The organism is Streptomyces morookaense, from assembly GCF_013030945.1.
Taxonomy (GTDB): Bacteria; Actinomycetota; Actinomycetes; order Streptomycetales; family Streptomycetaceae; genus Streptomyces; species Streptomyces morookaensis.
On sequence record NZ_JABBXF010000047.1, the window covers coordinates 1 to 20,204 of the forward strand.

General features: G+C 72.7%; 20 protein-coding genes. 9 read left to right on the forward strand and 11 right to left on the reverse strand.

The features are described from left to right. Window positions 1-84: 84 nt before the first annotated feature. Together HG542_RS20840 and HG542_RS20845 are read right to left on the reverse strand one after the other, a co-directional pair. On the reverse strand, window positions 85-564 hold the full coding sequence (locus HG542_RS20840) for a hypothetical protein (RefSeq protein WP_171083652.1): 480 nt from the start codon (window positions 562-564) through the stop codon (window positions 85-87). Window positions 565-603: 39 nt separating this feature from the next. After that, entirely contained in the window at window positions 604-858 is a 255-nt protein-coding gene (locus tag HG542_RS20845) for an SH3 domain-containing protein (protein ID WP_176606790.1), read from the reverse strand. A 203-nt stretch (window positions 859-1,061) separates the two neighbouring features. Here HG542_RS20845 and HG542_RS20850 point away from each other — a divergent pair, with 203 nt between their 5' ends. Beyond that, window positions 1,062-3,197 carry a serine/threonine-protein kinase gene (locus HG542_RS20850; protein WP_171083656.1) on the forward strand — a complete coding sequence of 712 codons (2,136 nt, stop codon included), beginning with the start codon at window positions 1,062-1,064 and terminating at the stop codon, window positions 3,195-3,197. Window positions 3,198-3,230: 33 nt separating this feature from the next. Here HG542_RS20850 and ilvD read toward each other — a convergent pair whose 3' ends face one another. From ilvD to HG542_RS20870, 4 genes are all read right to left on the reverse strand, one after another. Further along, window positions 3,231-5,075: a dihydroxy-acid dehydratase gene (ilvD, locus tag HG542_RS20855; protein WP_171083658.1), complete on the reverse strand. Its 1,845-nt coding sequence runs from the start codon at window positions 5,073-5,075 to the stop codon at window positions 3,231-3,233. A gap of 113 nt (window positions 5,076-5,188) precedes the next feature. Then, window positions 5,189-5,815, reverse strand: a complete 627-nt coding sequence (locus HG542_RS20860; RefSeq protein ID WP_171083660.1) for a TetR/AcrR family transcriptional regulator — start codon at window positions 5,813-5,815, stop codon at window positions 5,189-5,191. Next, on the reverse strand, window positions 5,812-6,636 hold the full coding sequence (locus tag HG542_RS20865; protein WP_171083662.1) for a sugar phosphate isomerase/epimerase family protein: 825 nt from the start codon (window positions 6,634-6,636) through the stop codon (window positions 5,812-5,814). The genes HG542_RS20860 and HG542_RS20865 overlap by 4 nt, the downstream gene beginning before the upstream one ends. 88 nt (window positions 6,637-6,724) lie before the next feature. Beyond that, entirely contained in the window at window positions 6,725-7,657 is a 933-nt protein-coding gene (locus HG542_RS20870) for a Ppx/GppA family phosphatase (protein WP_171083664.1), read from the reverse strand. A gap of 45 nt (window positions 7,658-7,702) precedes the next feature. Between HG542_RS20870 and HG542_RS20875 the strand changes: the two genes are divergently transcribed. Further along, window positions 7,703-8,551, forward strand: a complete 849-nt coding sequence (locus HG542_RS20875; protein ID WP_171083666.1) for a DUF3109 family protein — start codon at window positions 7,703-7,705, stop codon at window positions 8,549-8,551. A gap of 8 nt (window positions 8,552-8,559) precedes the next feature. Here the strand turns inward: HG542_RS20875 and HG542_RS20880 are convergent, their stop codons facing one another. Next, complete coding sequence (locus tag HG542_RS20880; protein ID WP_171083668.1) at window positions 8,560-10,050, reverse strand: BACON domain-containing protein; 1,491 nt, start codon at window positions 10,048-10,050, stop codon at window positions 8,560-8,562. A gap of 267 nt (window positions 10,051-10,317) precedes the next feature. On the opposite strand from HG542_RS20880, the gene radA reads away from it, so the two are divergent. After that, entirely contained in the window at window positions 10,318-11,766 is a 1,449-nt protein-coding gene (gene radA / locus HG542_RS20885; RefSeq protein WP_171083670.1) for a DNA repair protein RadA, read from the forward strand. 132 nt (window positions 11,767-11,898) lie between these two features. After that, window positions 11,899-13,023: a DNA integrity scanning diadenylate cyclase DisA gene (disA, locus tag HG542_RS20890; RefSeq protein ID WP_171083672.1), complete on the forward strand. Its 1,125-nt coding sequence runs from the start codon at window positions 11,899-11,901 to the stop codon at window positions 13,021-13,023. 78 nt (window positions 13,024-13,101) lie between these two features. On the opposite strand, the gene HG542_RS20895 is transcribed toward disA, so the two are convergent. The 3 genes from HG542_RS20895 to HG542_RS20905 all read right to left on the reverse strand — a co-directional run bounded on the left by HG542_RS20895 (window position 13,102) and on the right by HG542_RS20905 (window position 14,823). Beyond that, a complete protein-coding gene (locus HG542_RS20895; RefSeq protein ID WP_171083674.1) occupies window positions 13,102-13,905 on the reverse strand; it encodes a hypothetical protein in 804 nt (267 codons plus the stop codon). Window positions 13,906-14,012: 107 nt separating this feature from the next. Continuing rightward, window positions 14,013-14,501 (reverse strand): pyridoxamine 5'-phosphate oxidase family protein, encoded by a 489-nt coding sequence (locus tag HG542_RS20900; RefSeq protein ID WP_171083676.1) that lies wholly within the window; start codon window positions 14,499-14,501, stop codon window positions 14,013-14,015. Between the two features lie 76 nt (window positions 14,502-14,577). Next, the gene (locus tag HG542_RS20905; protein WP_171083678.1) at window positions 14,578-14,823 is read right to left on the reverse strand and encodes a hypothetical protein; all 246 of its coding nucleotides are present in this window, start codon (window positions 14,821-14,823) and stop codon (window positions 14,578-14,580) included. A 126-nt stretch (window positions 14,824-14,949) separates the two neighbouring features. On the opposite strand from HG542_RS20905, the gene HG542_RS20910 reads away from it, so the two are divergent. The 5 genes from HG542_RS20910 (at window position 14,950) to cseC (ending at window position 19,346) form a co-directional block, all read left to right on the forward strand. Further along, a complete protein-coding gene (locus HG542_RS20910; RefSeq protein WP_171083680.1) occupies window positions 14,950-15,855 on the forward strand; it encodes an iron-sulfur binding domain-containing protein in 906 nt (301 codons plus the stop codon). A 254-nt stretch (window positions 15,856-16,109) separates the two neighbouring features. Further along, window positions 16,110-16,658 carry a SigE family RNA polymerase sigma factor gene (locus tag HG542_RS20915; protein ID WP_171083682.1) on the forward strand — a complete coding sequence of 183 codons (549 nt, stop codon included), beginning with the start codon at window positions 16,110-16,112 and terminating at the stop codon, window positions 16,656-16,658. Next, window positions 16,646-17,308, forward strand: a complete 663-nt coding sequence (locus HG542_RS20920) for a hypothetical protein (RefSeq protein ID WP_176606791.1) — start codon at window positions 16,646-16,648, stop codon at window positions 17,306-17,308. Before HG542_RS20915 ends, HG542_RS20920 begins: the two co-directional genes overlap by 13 nt. A 7-nt stretch (window positions 17,309-17,315) precedes the next feature. Then, on the forward strand, window positions 17,316-18,029 hold the full coding sequence (cseB, locus tag HG542_RS20925; RefSeq protein ID WP_171083683.1) for a two-component system response regulator CseB: 714 nt from the start codon (window positions 17,316-17,318) through the stop codon (window positions 18,027-18,029). 18 nt (window positions 18,030-18,047) lie between these two features. Next, a complete protein-coding gene (gene cseC / locus HG542_RS20930; RefSeq protein ID WP_171083685.1) occupies window positions 18,048-19,346 on the forward strand; it encodes a two-component system sensor histidine kinase CseC in 1,299 nt (432 codons plus the stop codon). A 65-nt stretch (window positions 19,347-19,411) separates the two neighbouring features. On the opposite strand, the gene HG542_RS20935 is transcribed toward cseC, so the two are convergent. Beyond that, a complete protein-coding gene (locus HG542_RS20935; protein ID WP_171083687.1) occupies window positions 19,412-20,122 on the reverse strand; it encodes a M23 family metallopeptidase in 711 nt (236 codons plus the stop codon). Window positions 20,123-20,204: the final 82 nt, after the last annotated feature.

A 20,204-nucleotide genomic window follows, 5' to 3' on the forward strand; every position in this document is an offset into this window, starting at 1 on the left:
GCAGTGAGTGCAGCCAAGAGGCTTGAGGTGCCGCCCCGGCTTCCTCACGGACGCCGTGGCAACTCGGAGAACTCTACACGAGGTTCAGGGGTGCTTGCGCCGCCCCTTCCGCTTGCGGCGGTCATGGCGGGCACAGGCCTCCTCGTACTCCCTGCGGTGCAGTTGCTCCCCCGGTGCCTCGATCAGGCAGCGGACGGCGTAGGCGAGCAGCGTGCCCACGAAACCGATCAGCAGGAGGTTCTGCATCGACCGCTCGGCCCCTTCGTCCGCCGCGGGTTCCCGGCGGCGGACGAAGCCGTCCCAGGTGCGGCGGAAGGCGAGCGCGGTGCAGATCGCGAAGCCGGCCACGACCAGTACGTTGACCACGCTGCCGACCTTCGCGATCGTCAGCCCTTCGTAGCCGAAGCGCAGGACGAACGCGCCCGCCGCCGCTGCGAGCAGGGCTCCGAGGCCCACGCCCGCGCGCCGCAGTGCGTAGCCGCCGTCGTGGTGCAGCCAGGTCGTGCCGAAGAACCGGATCGGCTCGGGACGGGGGCCGTCCGCTGCCGTGTGCTCGCCGCTCATGGCTCGATTATTACGGTCCGTCCCGTTCCCGACCCGGTCTCAGCCCGAGCAGCGGTCCGCCACGAAGCCGCTGCTGCCCGTCTTCACATACGCGTCGGCGACGTACTGGCCGGGGCCGATGTTGTCCCAGATGTTCGAGGTGCCGCAGGGGCCGGAGACGGTCTCGCCGTAGGTCTGGCAGCGGATCGGGATCCGGGAGTCCTGCGGGAGGACCTTCACGAGTTCGCTGTCGGTGCTCGGACCGCGACGGACGTTGACCTGGTAGCCGGGTGCGATCGGGTAGGTGTCGGACATCGCGGCTCTCCCCCGTGACGAGTGCCCGGCGCTCCGGTGACGCACAGGATGCTCCCGGGACGCCTGAGGCACGTGAGACGTATGTAGACGTATGTAAATGCAACCGCAGGCTACAACCCGCCGCACGCGCTCCCGGGTCTGACGGGTGTCATCGATTAGGCTCGCGCCGCCGTATACGGCCGAACAACACGGGGGTGGGGACCATGCGCCCGGAAGCGGACGATCCCGAGTACGCGGGTCGGTACCGCCTGGAGAGCCGGCTCGGCTCAGGGGGCATGGGAGTGGTGCACCTGGCCCGTTCCGCTTCGGGGCGACGCCTCGCGGTGAAGGTGGTGCATGCCGAGTACGCGGTGGACCCCGAGTTCAGGGCGCGGTTCCGGCAGGAGGTCGCGGCGGCGCGGCGGGTGAGCGGTGCGTTCACGGCGTCGGTGGTGGATGCGGATCCGGACAGCGAGCGGCCCTGGATGGCCACGGTTTTCATCCCCGGTCCCACGCTGGCTCACCAGGTGAAGCGGAACGGTCCGCTCGAACCCGGCGAACTGCGGCGCCTGGCGGCCGGTCTGGCGGAGGCGCTGCGGGACATTCACCGTGCGGGGGTGGTCCACCGCGATCTGAAGCCGAGCAATGTGCTGCTCGCGGACGACGGGCCGAAGGTCATCGACTTCGGCATTTCCCGTCCGTACGACAGCGAACTGCGCACGGAGACGGGGAAGCTGATCGGTACGCCGCCCTTCATGGCGCCCGAGCAGTTCCAGCGGCCTCGCGAAGTCGGGCCTGCGGCGGATGTGTTCGCGCTGGCGTCGCTGCTGGTGTTCGCGGCGACGGGGCGGGGGCCTTTCGAGTCGGACAGTCCGTACATCGTCGCGTACCAGGTCGTGCACGACGATCCCGATCTGACCGGTGTGCCCGACGATCTCGTACCGCTGATCCGCGACTGTCTGGCCAAGGAGCCGGCGGAGCGGCCGACGCCGGACGTTCTGATGGCCCGGCTGTCCCGTCCGGTGCCGGCCGGGGAAGCAGCAACTACGCCTGCTCCTGCGCCTGTGCGTGTTCCGATGACGGCGCAGCCCGTGCCCGAGCCGTCCTCGACGTCCCGCCGGGGGCTTCGCAAACAGTGGATCGCAGCCGCTGTCGTGGCCATCGTCGCGCTCACTGCCAGCGGCACGTGGCTGCTGAGCGAAGAGATAGACAAATTTGACGAGTCCGACCGTTCACAGCAGTCGCAGCCGCATGCGGCCGGCTCGTCGTGGCAGCCCTGGGAGACGGTCGTCCCGGACGGCGGCGCTGCGCAGGCCGGTGAGGTGCGTGCGGGGTTCTGCACGTATGGGGACGGTGCGCTGTACTGCGCGGCGCGCGGTGTGCATGCCGCGCGGGTGGAGGTCACGGGCGGCAAGGTGGCATGGCGGCGGGCGGCCGTCACTTCGTTGCCGGGCCGGGGTGCGCCGAGTGCGCCGCATGTGTCCGGCGGGCTGGTGCATGCGCTGTCGCCGGACAAGCGCGAGCTGTCCGCGCTGGATCCGCGGACCGGTGAGCCGCGGTGGACGCGTGACGTGTCGGCGTACGGGGGCCGGATCTTCTACGCGGGCGACACGGTGCTGCTGGTCGGGGCGGGCGGTACGGTCACGGCTGTCGACGGTGCGACGAACAAGGAGCGGTGGAGCCACGGGCTGCCGGACGGCATCAAGCCGGTCTTCTCCTTCTACGGGAACGGGCCCGCGTATGCGGTGGCTCCGGCACCGGACGGGCGGCGCACGCGGGTCGTGGCCGTCGACCCGGTGACCGGCCGGACGCTGTGGGACTGGTCGGGCATGGGCAATCTGTCGACCGTGGGCACGGGTCCGGAGGACGCGGTGTTCTTCACCGAGTACGACGCCGAGCAGCGCGCCACGTCCGTCGTGCGCTACGAGCCGGGCGGTGCGCGGGAGGTGCGGGTGCCGCTGCCGACGCGGCTGCAGGTGACGAGTTCCGTGTCACAGGGCGATCAGGTGTATCTGCTGTCGGCTGACGGCGGGTTGACGGCCGTGGGGACGGAGCAGGGCGGCGGGAGCAGGCAGTGGGGCCGGCTGTGGCGGCTGGAGACGTCCGTCTCCAATGCGTCGCAGTTGGTGGCTGCGGACAACAACCGGCTGTATTTCTCGGCCGCGGACGGGCGGCTGCTGGCCGTGGACAGCGGTGAGGGCTCGCTGCTGGGTCAGACGGGGCCGCGCCCGGGGCGGGCGGCCGGAGGTCTGGTGGACATGGTGCCGTCGCCGGTGGTGGCGGAGGGGAAGGTGTTCGGGACGGCGCCGGACGGGACCGTGTTCGCGGTGGACGGGCTCGATCCGGCGGGCTGGCGGTGACTGAGCCCGTCACCGCCGGCCCGTTCGCCGGTTTCAGCCGCCGAGCAGTGTGATGTCCCGGACCGCGCCCTTGTCTGCGCTGGTGGCCATCGCCGCGTAGGCGCGCAGGGCCTGCGAGACCTTGCGGTCGCGGGCCTTCGGCGCGTACCGGCCGCCGAGTGCTTCCCGGCGGGCCGCCAGTTCCTCGTCGCTCACGAGGAGTTCGATCGAGCGGGCGGGGATGTCGATGCGGATCCGGTCGCCGTCCTCGACGAGGGCGATCGTGCCGCCGGAGGCCGCCTCGGGCGAGGCGTGGCCGATCGAGAGGCCCGATGTGCCGCCGGAGAAGCGGCCGTCGGTGATCAGGGCGCACTTGGCGCCCAGGCCGCGGCCCTTGAGGAAGGAGGTGGGGTAGAGCATCTCCTGCATGCCGGGGCCGCCCTTGGGGCCCTCGTAGCGGACGACGACCACGTCGCCTTCCTTGACGCGCTTGGTGAGGATGGCGTCGACCGCCTCCTCCTGGGACTCGACGACGACGGCCGGGCCCTCGAACGTCCAGATCGACTCGTCGACACCGGCCGTCTTCACCACGCAGCCGTCGGCGGCGAGGTTGCCGTACAGGACGGCCAGGCCGCCGTCGGCGGAGTAGGCATGGGCGGTGTCGCGGATGCAGCCGCCGGCGGCGTCGAGGTCGAGGGACTGCCAGCGCTCGGACTGGGAGAAGGCCTCGGAAGAGCGGACGCAGCCGGGTGCGGCGTGGAAGAGCTCGACGGCCTCCGCGCTCGGGGAACCGCCGCGCACGTCCCAGCGCTTGAGCCACTCGGCGAGCGAATCGGCGTGGACGCTGTGGACCTCCTCGTGGAGGTGTCCGGCGCGCTGGAGTTCGCCGAGAATCGCGGGGATGCCGCCGGCCCGGTGGACGTCCTCCATGTGGTACGAGCCGTTGGGCGCGACCTTGCAGACGCAGGGGACGCGGCGCGAGACGGCGTCGATGTGCTGCATGCCGAAGTCGAGCCCGGCCTCCTGGGCGGCGGCCAGCAGGTGCAGGACGGTGTTGGTGGAGCCGCCCATGGCCACGTCGAGGGCCATGGCGTTCTCGAAGGCGGCCCGGGAGGCGACGGAGCGCGGGAGGACGGTGGCATCGTCCTGCTCGTACCAGCGCTTGGTGATCTCGACGACGGTGCGGCCGGCGGCCTCGTAGAGGTCCTTGCGGGCGGTGTGGGTGGCGAGCGTCGAGCCGTTGCCCGGCAGGGCCAGGCCGAGGGCCTCGACGAGACAGTTCATGGAGTTGGCGGTGAACATGCCGGAACAGGAGCCGCAGGTCGGGCAGGCGGCCTCCTCGATACGGGCCAGGTCCTCGTCGGAGACGCTCTCGGAGACGGCCTCGGACATGGCGCTGATCAGGTCGAGGTTGGTGCGGACGGTGCCGTCGACCAGGGTCGTCTTGCCGGCCTCCATGGGTCCGCCGGAGACGAAGACGGTGGGGATGTTCAGCCGCAGGGCGGCCATCAGCATGCCGGGCGTGATCTTGTCGCAGTTGGAGATGCAGATCAGCGCGTCGGCGCAGTGGGCCTCGGCCATGTACTCGACGGAGTCGGCGATGAGGTCGCGGGAGGGCAGCGAGTAGAGCATGCCGCCGTGGCCCATGGCGATGCCGTCGTCGACGGCGATGGTGTTGAACTCGCGGGGCACGCCGCCCGCCGCCTTGATCGCGTCGGAGACGATCCGGCCGACGGGCTGGAGGTGGGTGTGGCCGGGGACGAACTCGGTGAAGCTGTTCGCCACCGCGACGATCGGCTTGCCGAAGTCCTCGCGCGCTACGCCCGCTGCCCGCAGAAGGGCTCGGGCGCCCGCCATGTTGCGGCCGTGGGTGACGGTTCGGGACCTCAGCTCGGGCATAGTGCCTGCTCCACTCGTCGTCGCAGTCCTGCTCTCCCGAGCCTACGCCCGCGATCCGGGATCCGGACAGGATCGCCGGAATGTGAGACGGACGGGTGGACCGGCGGGCGCGCTCACTCTCCCGTGAGGTGCCGCTGCACGGCCGGCGCGAGCATGGCGACGACCTGTTCGACGTCCGCCGAGGCCAGCGGTTCGATCCTGATGACGTAGCGCAGCAGCGCCGCCCCGACCAGCTGGGACGCGGCCAGTTCCGCCCGCAGCCGGGCGTCCGGGATGTCCAGGCCGTCCGCGATCCGGGCCATCAGCCGGGTGCTGAGCAGATCGCGGAAGATGGCGGCGGCGGTCTCGTTGGCGATGGCCGAGCGGACGACGGCGAGCAGCGGTGCGCGGCTGACGGGGTTGTCCCACACGCCGAGGAAGAAGCGCGTCAGCCGCTCCCCGACCTCGTCCCGGCCGCCCGCCAGGACGATGTCCGGGGCTTCGAGCACGGGCGCGGCGACCACTTCCACGGCGGCCGCGAAGACCTGTTCCTTGGGGCCGAAGTAGTGGTGGACGAGGGCGGGGTCGACGCCCGCGCCGCGGGCGATGCCGCGGATGGACGCCTTGTCGTAGCCGTGTTCGGCGAACTCGGCGCGGGCCGCGGCCACGATGCGCTCGCGGGCGCCGGGACCGCCGTCCGCGGCCGCGCGGGCGGGACGGCCGCGTCTGCGCGGGGCCGGGGTGCCGGGGGTCTCGGTCACGGCCGGGGCACGCCCGTCGGGGAGGCGAGGTGGAGGCGGGTGTAGGCGAGGGCCTCGGCGAGGTCGGCCTCGCGCTCGGCCGCGGACATGGCGCGGCGGGTGTTGACCTCGATGACGATGTGGCCGTCGAAGCCGCTGACGGCCAGCCGCTCCAGGAGTTCGGCGCAGGGCTGCTTGCCGCGGCCGGGGACGAGGTGCTCGTCCTTGGCGGAGCCGTTGCCGTCGGCGAGGTGGATGTGGGCCAGGCGGTCGCCCATGCGGTCGATCATCTGGAGGGCGTCGGTCCGGGCGGTCGAGGTGTGGGAGAGGTCGACGGTGAAGTGCCGGTAGTCGTCCTTGGTGACGTCCCAGTCGGGCGCGTAGGCGAGCATCTCGCGGTCGCGGTAGCGCCAGGGGTACATGTTCTCCACGGCGAACCGGACGTCGGTCTCGTCCGCCATGCGCCAGATGCCGCGCACGAAGTCGCGTGCGTAGGACCGCTGCCAGCGGAACGGCGGGTGGACGACGACCGTGCTGGCGCCCAGCTTCTCGGCGGCCGTGCGGGCGCGCTGCAGCTTGACCCACGGGTCGGTCGACCACACGCGCTGGGTGATCAGCAGGCAGGGGGCGTGCACGGCCAGGATGGGCACCTGGTGGTAGTCCGACAGCCGGCGCAGGGCGTCGATGTCCTGGCTGACGGGGTCGGTCCACACCATGACCTCGACGCCGTCGTAGCCGAGGCGGGCGGCGATCTCGAAGGCCGTCGCCGTCGACTCCGGGTAGACCGAAGCCGTGGACAGCGCGACCTTCGCATCCGGAATGCGCACCACTGGCTCTGTCACGAGGGACAGCGTATGCCCGCCCCTCCCGCCGGGGGCAGGTGGTCCGGACGTGCGGCACGTCACCCGGCGGGCAGGGGACGGGACGGGGTCATCCGGTGGGCAGGTGGTCCAGACGGCGCAGGATGACGCCCTCGCGCAGGGCCCAGGGGCAGATGTCCAGTTCGTCCACGCCGTAGAGGTCCATGGCGGCTTCCGCGACGAGGGCCCCGGCGAGCAGCTGGGACGCCCGGCCCTCGGAGACGCCGGGCAGGGCGGCGCGTTGGGCGGCGGTCATCTCGGCGAGCCGGGGCACCCAGTCCTCCAGGGCTTTCCGGCTGAGGGTGCGCTGGGTGTAGAGGCCCTCGGCGGAGCGGGCGGCGCCGGCGATGCGGGCGAGCTGTTTGAAGGTCTTGGACGTGGCGACGGTGCGGTCCGGTTCGCCGTGCCGGGCGAAGTCGCCGACGGTGCGGGCGATCTCGGTACGGACGTGCCGGCGCAGCGCCCGGACGTCCGCGGGGTCGGAGGGGTCGCCGGGGAGCCAGGCGGCGGTGAGCCGGCCTGCGCCGAGCGGGACGGACGAGGCGACGACCGGGTCCTCGTCCATGCCGTAGGCGACTTCCAGGGAGCCGCCGCCGATGTCAAGGACAAGGAGCTTTCCGGACGACCAGCCGAACCAGCGGCGGGCGGCCAGGAAGGTGAGCCGGGCCTCCTCGTCGCCGGTGAGGACGGGGAGGGTGACGCCGGTCTCCTGCCGGACGCGGGCCAGCACGTCGTCGGCGTTGGGGGCCTCGCGGACGGCGGAGGTGGCGAAGGGGAGGACCTCCTCGACGCCCTTGTCCTCGGCCGCCTCCAGCGCGTCCTTGATCACGGCGACGAGCCGTTCGACCCCGGCATCGCTTATGGCGCCCTCGTCGTCGATCAGCTCCGCCAGGCGCAGTTCGGCCTTGTGGGAGTGGGCGGGCAGGGGGCGCGCACCCGGGTGCGCGTCCACCACCAGCAGGTGGACGGTATTGGAACCCACGTCGAGGACACCGAGTCTCATGGCCTGAACGCTACTGCGGGGCCGCGGGCCGCATAGGCTTGAGGGGTGGCAAAGACGAAGAAGGCCGACCCGGACAAAGCGCGGGCCAAGGCCGCCAAGAAGCAGGCGAAGCTCGCCGAGAAGGCCGCCGGCGAGGCGCTGAGGGCCTCGGACGAGGTCGGGCTCGACTTTGCCCGGGCCTGGGTGGAATTCCCCGATCCGGCCGATGAGGAACAGCTCTTCCGCTGCGACCTGACGTGGCTCACGTCGCGCTGGACGTGCATCTTCGGCAGCGGCTGCCACGGCATCAAGGCCGGGCGCGCCGACGACGGCTGCTGCACGCTGGGCGCGCACTTCTCGGACGAGGACGACGAGGCGCGCGTCGCCGGGCACGTGGCCCGGCTGACGCCGGACATCTGGCAGTTCCACGAGGTGGGCACCGACTCCGGCTGGACGCAGACGGACGACGACGGCGAGCGGCAGACGCGGCGCTGGAAGGGCTCGTGCATCTTCCAGAACCGTCCCGGCTTCGCCGGCGGCGCGGGCTGCTCCCTGCACATCCTGGCTCTGAAGGAGGGCCGCGAGCCGCTGGAGACCAAGCCGGACGTGTGCTGGCAGCTGCCGGTGCGTCGGACGTTCGACTGGATCGACCGGCCGGACGACACGCAGGTGCTCCGCATCTCCATCGGCGAGTACGACCGACGCGGCTGGGGCCCCGGCGGCCACGATCTGCACTGGTGGTGCACGTCGGCGAAGTCCGCGCACGGTGCGGGGGAGCCGGTGTATGTGACGTACCGGGCGGAGCTTGTGGAGTTGATGGGCAAGGAGGGGTACGGGCGGCTGGTGGAGCTGTGCGAGGAGCGGATGGCATCGGCGCTGCCGATGGCTCCGCATCCGGCGGATCCGGTGTCCTAGAGCGCCCCTTACGAGGCACCGCCCCCCTCGATCGTCACCGTCGACCTTCCCGGGGCGATGGCCACCCTCGCCCGCCAATGCCCGGAGGGCTCCCTCGTGTGGTCCACCGTCACCGTGACCGTGATCGACTGTCCCGGGCGGAGGACGCCGCCGGGCTGGCTCAGGCGGAGCCAGGGGGCGCTCGCCGACATGGACCAGCTCACCGGTTCGCCGCCGCTCGCGGTGAGGGTGATGAGCGTGGCCCCGCCGCTCGGCTGTGCCTCGACGGTCAGCCGGCCGGGGCCGCGGGCGGTCGTGCGGCTGTCCGGCCCGCTCACCGCGACCGAGAGGTCGGAGATCCGGTGGCCGACCGTGTCCCGTGAGGACGCGTCCTCGTACGGCTCCTGCTCCTGTTCGTAGGGGTGTCCGCCCAGGCTGTCGGTCTCGGTGGCCGACACGGAGGCCGTGCCCTGCTCCTCGCCCCGGCACGCGGCCCACAGGGCCAGCACGGGGGCGGCGACGACGGTCGCGACGACGGTCGTCGTGACCGCCCCGCTCCGCAGCCGGCTGCGCCGCGCGGCGCGGTCCTTGGGGGCGAGGGGGAAGCCGCCGCGGTCGAAGCGCGGTGTGACCCGCTGGCGCTGCAGGCGCGGGCCGAGGGCGTGCAGCATCGCGTCGTGCGCCGCCGTACGCGGCGCCTCCAGCACGGGCAGCGTGGCCGAGGAGGCCGCGGTGCCGGGCCACGGTTCCCCGGCGGTGGCGCGCTCGGCGGTGCGGCGGCAGTCGGCGCATTCGTCGACGTGGCGCACGAGTTCGCGCCGCAGGGGCGCGCCGAGCAGGACCTGGGCGCTCTCGGCGAAGCGGGACACGACCGGGCAGCGGCCGGATTCGACGACGGCGAGCGCGGTGCGGGTGCGCTCGACCTCGCAGGCGGCGGTGGAGAGCAGGGTCCGGGCGGCGTCGGGGTCCAGCCGCAGCACGACGGCGACCTCGTGCGGGGAGAGCCGGTGGCGGACGGCGAGTTCGAGCGCCTCGCGCTGTTCGGCCGTGGTGCCGGCGGCCTCCGGCCAGGCGAGCAGGGCGAGTTCGGCCCGGCGCCGGGGGTCGGCGGTGCCGTCGGGGCCGCGGCCCGGGCCCGGCCCGGCGAGCCGGCGCAGGCACTCCCAGCGGGCCAGGGCGTAGAGCCAGGCGCGCTGCAGCTCCTCGTCGGCGGGGGCGCGGTCGGCGCGGCGCTCGGCGAGCGCGAGGACCTCTCCGAGGGCGGCGGTGGCGGCGTCGTGGTCGCACAGGACGGACAGGCAGTAGGTGAACAGGCCGTCCAGGTACGGCTCGTGGCGCGCCGGCGGTTCCCCGGGGGCGGTCCGCCGGCCGTCGCCGGGCAGTGACCGGCGGGGCAGGCCGTCCGGCTCGGCGGCACGGTCCGGGGCGGCGACGACCGTGGGCTGGGCCGCGCGCGGCGCACGGCGGGAGGCGCGGAGCGCGCCGGTGGCATGCGTGGGGGGCTCGGGCCTGCTCGTCATCCCGGCGACGGTAGGGCGGCCCCGCGGCCTCGTCCGCCTGGCTCACTGAGGATTACGCCGTTCAGGTGAATCGCTCCCTCGAAAGGGGACAGGAACTGTTCATTCCGTCCCGAGTTGCGTAGGTGGCGCACTCGGCGGGAGGACTCCGGCGCGCGGGGCGCGAACCACGGCACAGGCACCGCCGCGTGCCCGGCCGGCACACTCCGCGCCCGCTTCCCGGGCGCCCGCGGCACCGCGTTGTCGGTGGCCCCCGCTACGGTGGCTCGCATGGCTGCCCGTACCTCCCGCTCGTCCGCCAAGGACCGGCCCTCCTACCGCTGCACCGAGTGCGGCTGGACCACCGCCAAGTGGCTCGGCCGCTGCCCGGAGTGCCAGGCGTGGGGCACGGTCGAGGAGACCGGCGTGTCCGCCGTGCGCACGACGGCGCCCGGCCGGGTCACCTCGGCGGCGCTCCCCATCGCCCAGGTCGACGGCAGGCAGGCCACCGCCCGCGGCACGGGTGTGCCCGAGCTGGACCGGGTGCTGGGCGGCGGGCTCGTCCCCGGTGCCGTGGTGCTGCTCGCGGGCGAGCCCGGCGTCGGCAAGTCGACGCTCCTGCTGGACGTGGCCGCCCGGGCGGCCTCCGAGGAGCACCGCACGCTCTATGTGACGGGCGAGGAGTCGGCGAGCCAGGTGCGGCTGCGCGCCGACCGCATCGGCGCCCTCTCGGACCACCTGTACCTGGCGGCCGAGACGGACCTGTCGGCGGTCCTCGGGCACCTCGACTCGGTCAAGCCCTCGCTGCTGGTCCTGGACTCGGTGCAGACGGTCGCCTCCCCGGAGATCGACGGCGCCCCGGGCGGCATGGCCCAGGTGCGCGAGGTGGCGGGCGCCCTGATCCGGGCCTCCAAGGAGCGCGGCATGGCGACGCTCCTGGTCGGCCACGTCACCAAGGACGGCGCCATCGCGGGCCCCCGCCTGCTGGAGCACCTGGTCGACGTCGTCCTGCACTTCGAGGGCGACCGGCACGCCCGCCTCCGCCTGGTGCGCGGCGTGAAGAACCGCTACGGGGCGACGGACGAGGTCGGCTGCTTCGAGCTGCACGACGAGGGCATCACGGGCCTGGCCGACCCCTCGGGCCTGTTCCTCACCCGGCGCGCCGAGCCCGTCCCCGGCACCTGCCTCACGGTCACCCTGGAAGGCCGCCGTCCGCTGGTGGCCGAGGTCCAGGCGCTGACGGTGGATTCGCAGATCCCCTCCCCGCGGCGCACCACCTCGGGCCTGGAGACGTCCCGCGTCTCGATGATGCTCGCGGTCCTGGAGCAGCGCGGCCGGATCAGCGCGCTGGGCAAGCGCGACATCTACAGCGCGACGGTCGGCGGCGTGAAGCTCTCCGAGCCCGCGGCCGACCTGGCCGTCGCGCTCGCGCTGGCCAGTGCGGCGAGCGACACCCCGCTGCCGAAGAACCTGGTGGCCATCGGCGAGGTGGGCCTGGCGGGCGAGGTCCGCCGGGTCACGGGCGTCCAGCGGCGGCTGGCGGAGGCGGCCCGGCTGGGATTCACGCACGCCCTGGTGCCGAGCGATCCCGGCAAGATCCCGCCGGGGATGCGGGTGCTGGAGGTGGCGGACATAGGCGATGCGCTCCGGGTGCTGCCGGGGCGCCCGCGCCGGGAGAGCCGCCGGGCGGAGAAGGCGGAGGCGGGGGCGCAGGCCCGACCGGACGAGAGCCCCCTTTAATAGGCTGGGCGCCAGTAGACTTTGCCCTGGTCCCGCCCGTACGTACACGGCATCGTTCCGACAGCGGTCCCGTCACGTACGCGACAGCAGGGCGGCCTGCGGCACCGTTGACCTTGCGACCGGAGGAGTGCAGTGGCAGCCAACGACCGGGCATCGGGCCCCGGCAGGGCCGGGGGTGGCTCCGGTTCCGACGGTCTGATGCGCGCCTCGCTGAGCGCCGTCGCGCCCGGCACGGCCTTGCGCGACGGCCTGGAGCGCGTCCTTCGCGGCAACACCGGCGGGCTCATCGTCCTCGGCATGGACAAGACCGTCGAGTCGATGTGCACCGGCGGATTCGTCCTCGATGTGGAGTTCACCGCCACCCGCCTGCGCGAGCTGTGCAAGCTGGACGGTGCGCTGATCATCGACAAGGACGTCACCAAGATCGTGCGGGCCGGCGTCCAGCTCTACCCGGACGCCTCGATCCCCACCGAGGAGACCGGCACCCGGCACCGCACCGCGCAGCGGGTGTCCATCCAGTCCGGTTTCCCGGTGGTCTCGGTGAGCCAGTCGATGCGGCTGATCGCGCTGTACGTGGGCGGTGAGCGGCGCGTGCTGGAGGAGTCCGGCGCCATCCTCTCCCGCGCCAACCAGGCGCTGGCGACCCTGGAGCGGTACAAGCTCCGCCTCGACGAGGTCGCGGGCACCCTCTCCGCCCTGGAGATCGAGGACCTGGTGACCGTCCGCGACGTCACCGCCGTCTCGCAGCGCCTGGAGATGGTGCGCCGCATCGCCACCGAGATCGCGGAGTACGTGGTCGAGCTGGGCACCGACGGCCGGCTGCTGTCGCTCCAGTTGGACGAGCTGATCGCCGGCGTCGAGCCGGAGCGCGAGCTGGTCGTGCGGGACTATGTGCCGGAGCCGACGGCGAAGCGCACCCGCACGGTCCCCGAGGCGCTCTCCGAGCTGGACTCCCTCACCCACGCCGAGCTGCTCGAACTGCCCATCGTGGCCCGGGCCCTGGGCTACAGCGGCTCGCCCGAGACGCTCGACTCCGCCGTCTCCCCGCGGGGTTACCGGCTGCTGGCGAAGGTTCCGCGGCTGCCCGGGGCCATCATCGAGCGGCTGGTGGACCATTTCGGCGGGCTGCAGAAGCTGCTGGCCGCGAGTGTGGACGACCTGCAGACGGTCGACGGCGTCGGCGAGGCCCGTGCCCGCTCGGTCCGCGAGGGTCTCTCACGCCTGGCGGAGTCCTCGATCCTGGAGCGCTACGTGTAACGCACAGGCAGCGGCCGTACGTAGAGGGCATACGCAGATACGCGTACGTGAAAGGGGCGCCGTCCGGCGCCCCTTTCGTCATTGCTCCAGCTTGAATTCCACCTTCTCGGTGACACCCGCAACCTTGACCTCCACCCGGTAGGTGCCGGGCCCGGCGGTCTGGCTGCCGGAGGGGGTCGCGCACTGCGGGGCGCTGCGCTTGCGGTCCCACTCCAGCGTGCGCTTGGTCTCGCCCGAGCCCGGGAGCTCGACGAACAGGGAGGAGGTGCCGCGCGGGCAGTCGTCGGAGGCCCAGATGTGGTCGTCGCCACCGGTGCTGGTGATCTTCAGCTGGGCGGCAGCCGCCCCGAAGTCCACCTTGCAGGCGCTGCCGCCGGTGTTCTGCACCACGACCTCGAACTTCGGCTTCTCGCCCGGCCCGTAGGAGTCCTTGACGCTGCGCACGACCAGCTTGACCGAACCGGAGGCGCAGTCCGGCAGTTTCGAGGCGGACTGCACAGCCCTGCCGTCCCCGGTCACCGCCACGCCCGGACCGCCGCCGAAGCCAGTCGCAATGCCACCGCCACCGCCGCCGCCGCGGCCCGCGGCACCGCCGCTGCCGCCCCCGGTGGCACCGCCGTCGCCGGAGTCACCGCGCCCGCCCGGCCGTTCGCTGAAGTGCGGCCCCGACGGGGTGGGCCCGGGGGTGATGGTGGTCTCGGCGGGTCCGCCCTTGCCGTCGGAGGAACCATCGGCGGAGTCCTTGGACCCCCCGCCGCCCCCGAGGGACATCAGCCAGAACACCAGCAGGACGATGAGGGCGAGCACGCCCAGCGCAGCTGCCCTCCGCCGCCAGTAGATGGAGGAGGGAAGCGGCCCGATCGGATTGCGCAGTGATCCCACGCGAAAACTCTACGAGAGATCGGGCCGGGCACCAGCCAGTACCCGCCGTAGGAGTGCCTGCTTTTCTCATCATCTGCCCGGTAACAGAGGGCTGTTGACCATGACCGTCAGTGATGAACCGTCATATTCCACTCGGTCTTGTGGCCGAAGCGCTTCCCGTTGTCGATCAATCGCAGCCAGTCCGGCCGCAGTTCCCAGAGATCGGTGCGCTCCATCGCCTGCCGCAGCCGCTCCGTCTGCTCGACATAGGGATAGCGGGCGCGGTACGCGTCCCACGCGGCGGTGCGCTGCTCGCCCGCCAGGCGGCGGCAGCCGCCCCGCCCCTGAAGGCCGGTCAGGGCGGACCACTCCTGTCCGTCGCGCTGGGCGGTGAAGGCCACACGGCCGTCCCCGCCGAGCAGGGCACGGCCGTGCCGGGTGGTGACGGAGGTGACGAAGACGAGGGCCGGGCCGGCGGGGCCGTCCGCGACGGCGTAGAGGACGGCGCAGGCCTGGGGCCCGTCCTCGTCGGCGTACGCCAGGGTCATGGTCGTGTGCGCGTCCAGGGCGGCCCGGATGTCGGGCGGCAGCGGCGGACCGGAGGGATGCGGCGTCATGATCCCATTCCATCACCACGGCCTCCCGCGGTCCGGCCGCGTCCGGATCGGCTGCGGTGACATCGGCTGGGTGACATCAGCTGCGGTGGCAGAGGAACTTCCGGGCGCCTCCGGCCGATCCGGCCTCCACGATCGAGCTCGGGCAGCCCTCGGGGCAGACGGGCGGTGCGGCCGCGGAGTTCAGGAACCGCTCCGGCGGATGCCGGCACGTCGAGCAGTACCAGCCCGGGGCGAGCCCGGGGACGGGTGTGACGTCCCACCACAGCGGGTTCGCGCACACCCTGCAGCAGACCACGGGCGGGGCGTCACGGCCGGTTTCCATGCCGTCATCGTCGCGGAACACACTTTCCGCGCGCACGGGTTGACGAGCACGGTCACCCGAACGGGAAGGCCCGCCGCACCCGCGCGTTTCGCCCCCGCACCCGCCCGTGCCAGGATCGGGAGCGTCATGACTGCCATGCCCGAAACCCCCGCCGCCGTCCCGTCCCTGCTGCACGCGCCCGTCATCGACTGGTTCGACGAGCACGCCCGCGATCTGCCGTGGCGCCGCCCGGAAGCCGGTGCGTGGGGCGTGATGGTCAGCGAGTTCATGCTCCAGCAGACGCCGGTGAACCGGGTGCTGCCGGTCTACGAGGAGTGGCTGGCCCGCTGGCCGCGGCCCGCGGCGCTGGCCGCCGAGCCGCCCGGCGAGGCGGTGCGCGCCTGGGGCCGCCTCGGTTATCCGCGGCGTGCGCTGCGGCTGCACGCCGCCGCCTCGGCCATAGCGGAGCAGCACGGCGGCGAGGTCCCGAGCGACCACGCGCAGCTGCTGGCACTGCCGGGCGTCGGCGAGTACACGGCCGCGGCGGTGGCCTCGTTCGCGTACGGGCAGCGGCACGCGGTGCTGGACACCAACGTCCGCCGGGTCTTCGCGCGGGCCGTGAGCGGCGCCCAGTACCCGCCGAACGCCACGACGGCCGCCGAGCGCAGGCTGGCCCGGGCCCTGCTGCCGGACGAGGAGCCGGTGGCCGCCCGCTGGGCCGCGGCGACCATGGAACTGGGCGCCCTGGTGTGCACGGCGCGCACGCCCGCGTGCGGGCGCTGCCCGATCGCGGACCGCTGCGTGTGGCGGGCGGCCGGCTCCCCGGCCCACGACGGTCCGCCGCGCCGTGGCCAGACGTACGCCGGTACGGACCGGCAGGTGCGCGGCAAGCTCCTGGCCGTGCTGCGGGAGGCGGTCGCGCCCGTGCCGCAGCAGGCGCTGGACGCGGTGTGGGACGAGCCGGTGCAGCGCGCCCGGGCGCTGGACGGGCTGGTGTCCGACGGCCTGGTGGAGCCGCTTCCGGACGGCACGTACCGGCTGCCGCTGACCTGACGGGAATCCCGCGGGCGGTACGCCGGGACCGTTACGGAAGGCCGCCCGGGAACACAGCACGGAACCGGACAGAGCCGCTGTTTCCGCGTTCTTTCCCACCCCACGGGTCCCGCTGTTACACAACCTATGGATAGCTGTGCTCCAGCCGACGGGCTCTCGCACATCACGCCGCAACAGCGTCTCCGTAGCGTCCTTCCCGTGCTGGAGGACCACCAGCGAGGCACGGGGACGCAAGCGGAATGGAGGCTGCGAGTATGGCCAGCAGCGGCAAGGTTCTGGACTTCGAAGAGTACGTGCGCAACCGTCAGGACGCTCTCCTGCGCAGCGCCCGCCGCCTCGTCCCGGACCCCATCGACGCGCAGGACCTCCTCCAGACCGCTCTCGTGCGCACCTACGGCCGCTGGGAAGGCATAGCGGACAAGTCGCTGGCCGACGCCTATCTGCGCCGTGTCATGATCAACACTCGGACGGAGTGGTGGCGCGCCCGCAAGATCGACGAGGTGCCCACCGAGCAGCTCCCCGACGCCAGCGTCGAGGACGGCACCGAGCAGCACGCCGACCGCGCCCTGCTGATGGACGTTCTCGGAGTCCTGGCGCCCAAGCAGCGCAGCGTGGTCGTGCTGCGACACTGGGAGCAGATGAGCACCGAGGAGACGGCGGAGGCGCTCGGCATGTCGACCGGCACGGTCAAGAGCACGCTGCACCGGGCCCTGGCCCGGCTGCGCCAGGAGCTGGAGGCCCGGGACCTCGACTTCCACGCCCTGGAGCGCAACGAGCGGGGGCAGGAACGGTGCGCGGCCTGAAAAAGGCGGCTGAGAACAAGTCGGCACTGATCACCGGTGGCGCGGTCGCAGCAATGGCCGCGGCCGCCGGTCTTCTGCTGGCCGGGTGCAGCGGCAGCAGCGAGGGTGTGCGCAAGGAGGGCCCCGCGCAGACCCAGTCCGCCGCCAAGGCGACGCGGATCCCCTCGGCGTCGGCCACTCCTGTCCAGGAGAAGGTCGACGCCGTCAAGCTGATCAAGAACGACCCCAAGGTCAGCGATCAGATCAAGAAGAACCTCAAGCCGTGCACGAAGGACCAGTACCCGGTCGACGTGATCTACGGCAATCTCACCGGCGGCCCCCGGCCCGATGTCGTCGTCAACATCCTGACCTGCGGTGATTCGTTCGGCGTGGGGTCGTATGTGTACCGTGCGAAGGACGAGTCCGGCGACGCCTACGAGAACGTCTTCGCCGCCGAGCAGTCACCCGTCTATGCCGACATAGACCGCAAGGACCTTCAGATCACCAGGCAGGTCTACGCGCCGGGCGACGCGGTGTGCTGTCCTTCGGGGCAGGATGTTCTGACGTACCAGTGGGCGAACGACGACTTCAAGGAAACGGGCCGGACGCACACCGACTACAGCAAGGTGGGCAACACCGGCAAGGTGCCGAGTACGGGAACGGAGGGCTGAGAGCGGCGTGGCCGATACGCATGTGCTCTTCGTCGAGGACGACGACGTCATCCGCGAGGCGACGCAGCTCGCGCTGGAGCGCGACGGCTTCATGGTCACCGCGGTGCCGGACGGGCTGACGGGCCTGGAGCGCTTCCGCGCCCAGCGGCCCGACATCGCCCTGCTCGACGTGATGGTGCCGGGCCTGGACGGGGTCAGCCTGTGCCGCCGGATCCGCGACGAGTCCACCGTGCCCGTGATCATGCTGTCGGCGCGGGCCGACTCCATCGACGTCGTCCTCGGCCTGGAGGCCGGCGCCGACGACTACGTGACCAAGCCCTTCGACGGCGCCGTGCTCGTCGCCCGCATCCGCGCCGTGCTGCGCCGCTTCGGCCATGCCAGCGGCAACGGCAACGGCTCGGGCGCCGCGGACGGCGACTCCGAGGCCGTCGACGGCGGCGTGCTGCGCTTCGGCGACCTCGAGGTCGACACCGACGGCATGGAGGTCCGCAAGGCCGGCGACCCGGTCGCCCTCACCCCCACCGAGATGCGGCTGCTGCTGGAGTTCTCGACCGCCCCCGGCACCGTCCTCTCCCGGGACCGGCTGCTGGAGCGCGTGTGGGACTACGGCTGGGGCGGTGACACCCGGGTGGTGGACGTCCACGTCCAGCGGCTGCGCGGCAAGATCGGCCAGGACCGGATCGAGACGGTCCGCGGCTTCGGTTACAAGCTCAGAGGCTGAGCGTCCGGTGGTCCCGTCGTGAAGCTCGCCCTCCGCAGCGGCCTGCGCTGGAAAGTCAGCCTGGCCATCGCAGCTGTGGGCGCGCTCGTCGCCGTCGCGCTGAGCCTCGTGGTGCACAACGCGGCGCGCGTCTCCATGCTCAACAGCGCGCGCGACGTCATGGACTCCCGGGTGCAGATCGCGCAGCGCTTCTACGAGTCCTCGGGCGGCAAGCTGATGCTCCGCGCCAAGCTGGACGACCCGGCCCTGCCCAAGCCCCTGCGGGAGGCCGCCGACCTGGGCCAGCGCGCCACATACCTGCAGGACAGCGGCAGCGGCGCCCCCGAGGTGTGGGCCTCGGTGCCGCTGCGCAACGGCAAGATCCTCTCCATCCACAACCGCTTCGACGACCGCTTCGACATCCTCGACGACCTCGACCGGGCCCTGATCATCGGCTCGGTCTCCGTCGTGCTCGGCGGCACCGCGCTCGGCATCCTCATCGGCGGCCAGCTCTCGCGCCGGCTCCGCAAGGCCTCCGTCGCCGCCCGCAGGCTCGCCGAGGGCGACCCCGACGTGCGGGTCCGCGACGCCATCGGCGGCCGGGTGCGCGACGAGACGGACGACCTGGCCCGGGCCGTCGACGGCATGGCCGAGGCCCTGCGCAGCCGGCTGGAGGCCGAGCGGCGGGTCACCGCCGACATCGCCCACGAGCTGCGCACCCCGGTCACCGGCCTGCTCACGGCCGCCGAACTGCTGCCGCCGGGCCGTCCCACCGAGCTCGTCCGGGACCGGGCGCAGGCCATGCGCACCCTCGTCGAGGACGTCCTGGAGGTCGCCCGGCTGGACGGCTTCGCCGAGCGGGCCGAGATGCAGGACATCGAGCTGGGCGAGTTCGTGCTGCGCCGGGTGCGGGCGTTCCTGCCGGAGGCCCGGGTGCGGGTGCTGCGCGAGGCGTACGTCTCCACGGACCCGCGCCGGCTGGAGCGGATCCTCGGCAATCTGCTGGCCAATGCCGCCAAATACGGCAAGGCCCCCGTGGAGGTCACGGTCGAGGGCCGGGTCGTCCGGGTCCGCGACCACGGCCCCGGCTTCCCCGAGGAACTGCTGCGGGAGGGCCCGAGCCGCTTCCGCACCGGCAGCGAGGACCGCGCCGGCCAGGGCCACGGCCTGGGCCTCACCATCGCCGCCGGTCAGGCCCGCGTCCTGGGCGCCCGCCTGACCTTCCGCAACGCGGACCCGGCAGGACCGGGCGGCGGCGGCGCGATCGCGGTGCTCTGGCTCCCGGAGTCGTCCCCCACGGACACGGGAACGTTCCCGATCATCCAGGTCCCGGACTGAGTGCCCCGTAAGGGGCGCGGGGAACTGCACGCTCAGCCGAAACGGACCCGCAGCCGACCGACTGCCTAAAGCTCTGTCCCGTGATCCCGCAGAAAGCGATCCGGCTCGACCGCGGAGCCGTAATCCGCAGTCGTACGGATCTCGAAGTGCAGATGCGGCCCGGTCGAGTTCCCGGTGGAACCGGAGAGACCGATCTCCTGACCGGTCCCCACGGTCTGCCCCACGGTCACCGTCACCGTCGACAGGTGCGCGTACTGCGAGTACGTGCCGTCACCGTGCTTGACGACGATGGCGTTGCCGTATGCGGGCCCGTCGCCGCCACCGTTCGGGCCGGCCTTGACGACCGTGCCGCCATGCACCGCCTTGACCGGGGTGCCGGTGGGGACGACGAGATCCTGGCCGCTGTGCTTGTTGGCCCAGTGGCTGCCGTCGATGCCGAAGGGCTGGCCGATCTCGTACCCGTCGACCGGGGCGACCCACGCCTCGATCCGACGGCGCTCCTCCGCGGCACGGCCGGCCCGCTCCGCCTCGGCGGCCCGCTTGGCCTTCTCCGCGGCCTGCAGCTGCGTGGCGGCCTGCGCATGCAGGGCGTCGCCGACGGCGGCCGCGGCCTCGTACGCCGGAATCTCCTGCGGCTGCGGCTCCGGCTTCGGCTCCACCGCCAGCGCGGCGCCCGCCCCGCAGGCCAGCGACGCCCCCAGCCCGGCGGCCACCACGGCGGCGACGCGGGTGCGGACGGACGTGCTGACGTTGCAGAAAACGGTGCGCTTCGGCATACGGACAGAGCCTCCAAGGTTCGCGGACATGAACGAGCCCCGGGCACGGGCCGGGGGCTCTCTCCTTGGTAGCGCGTTTCCG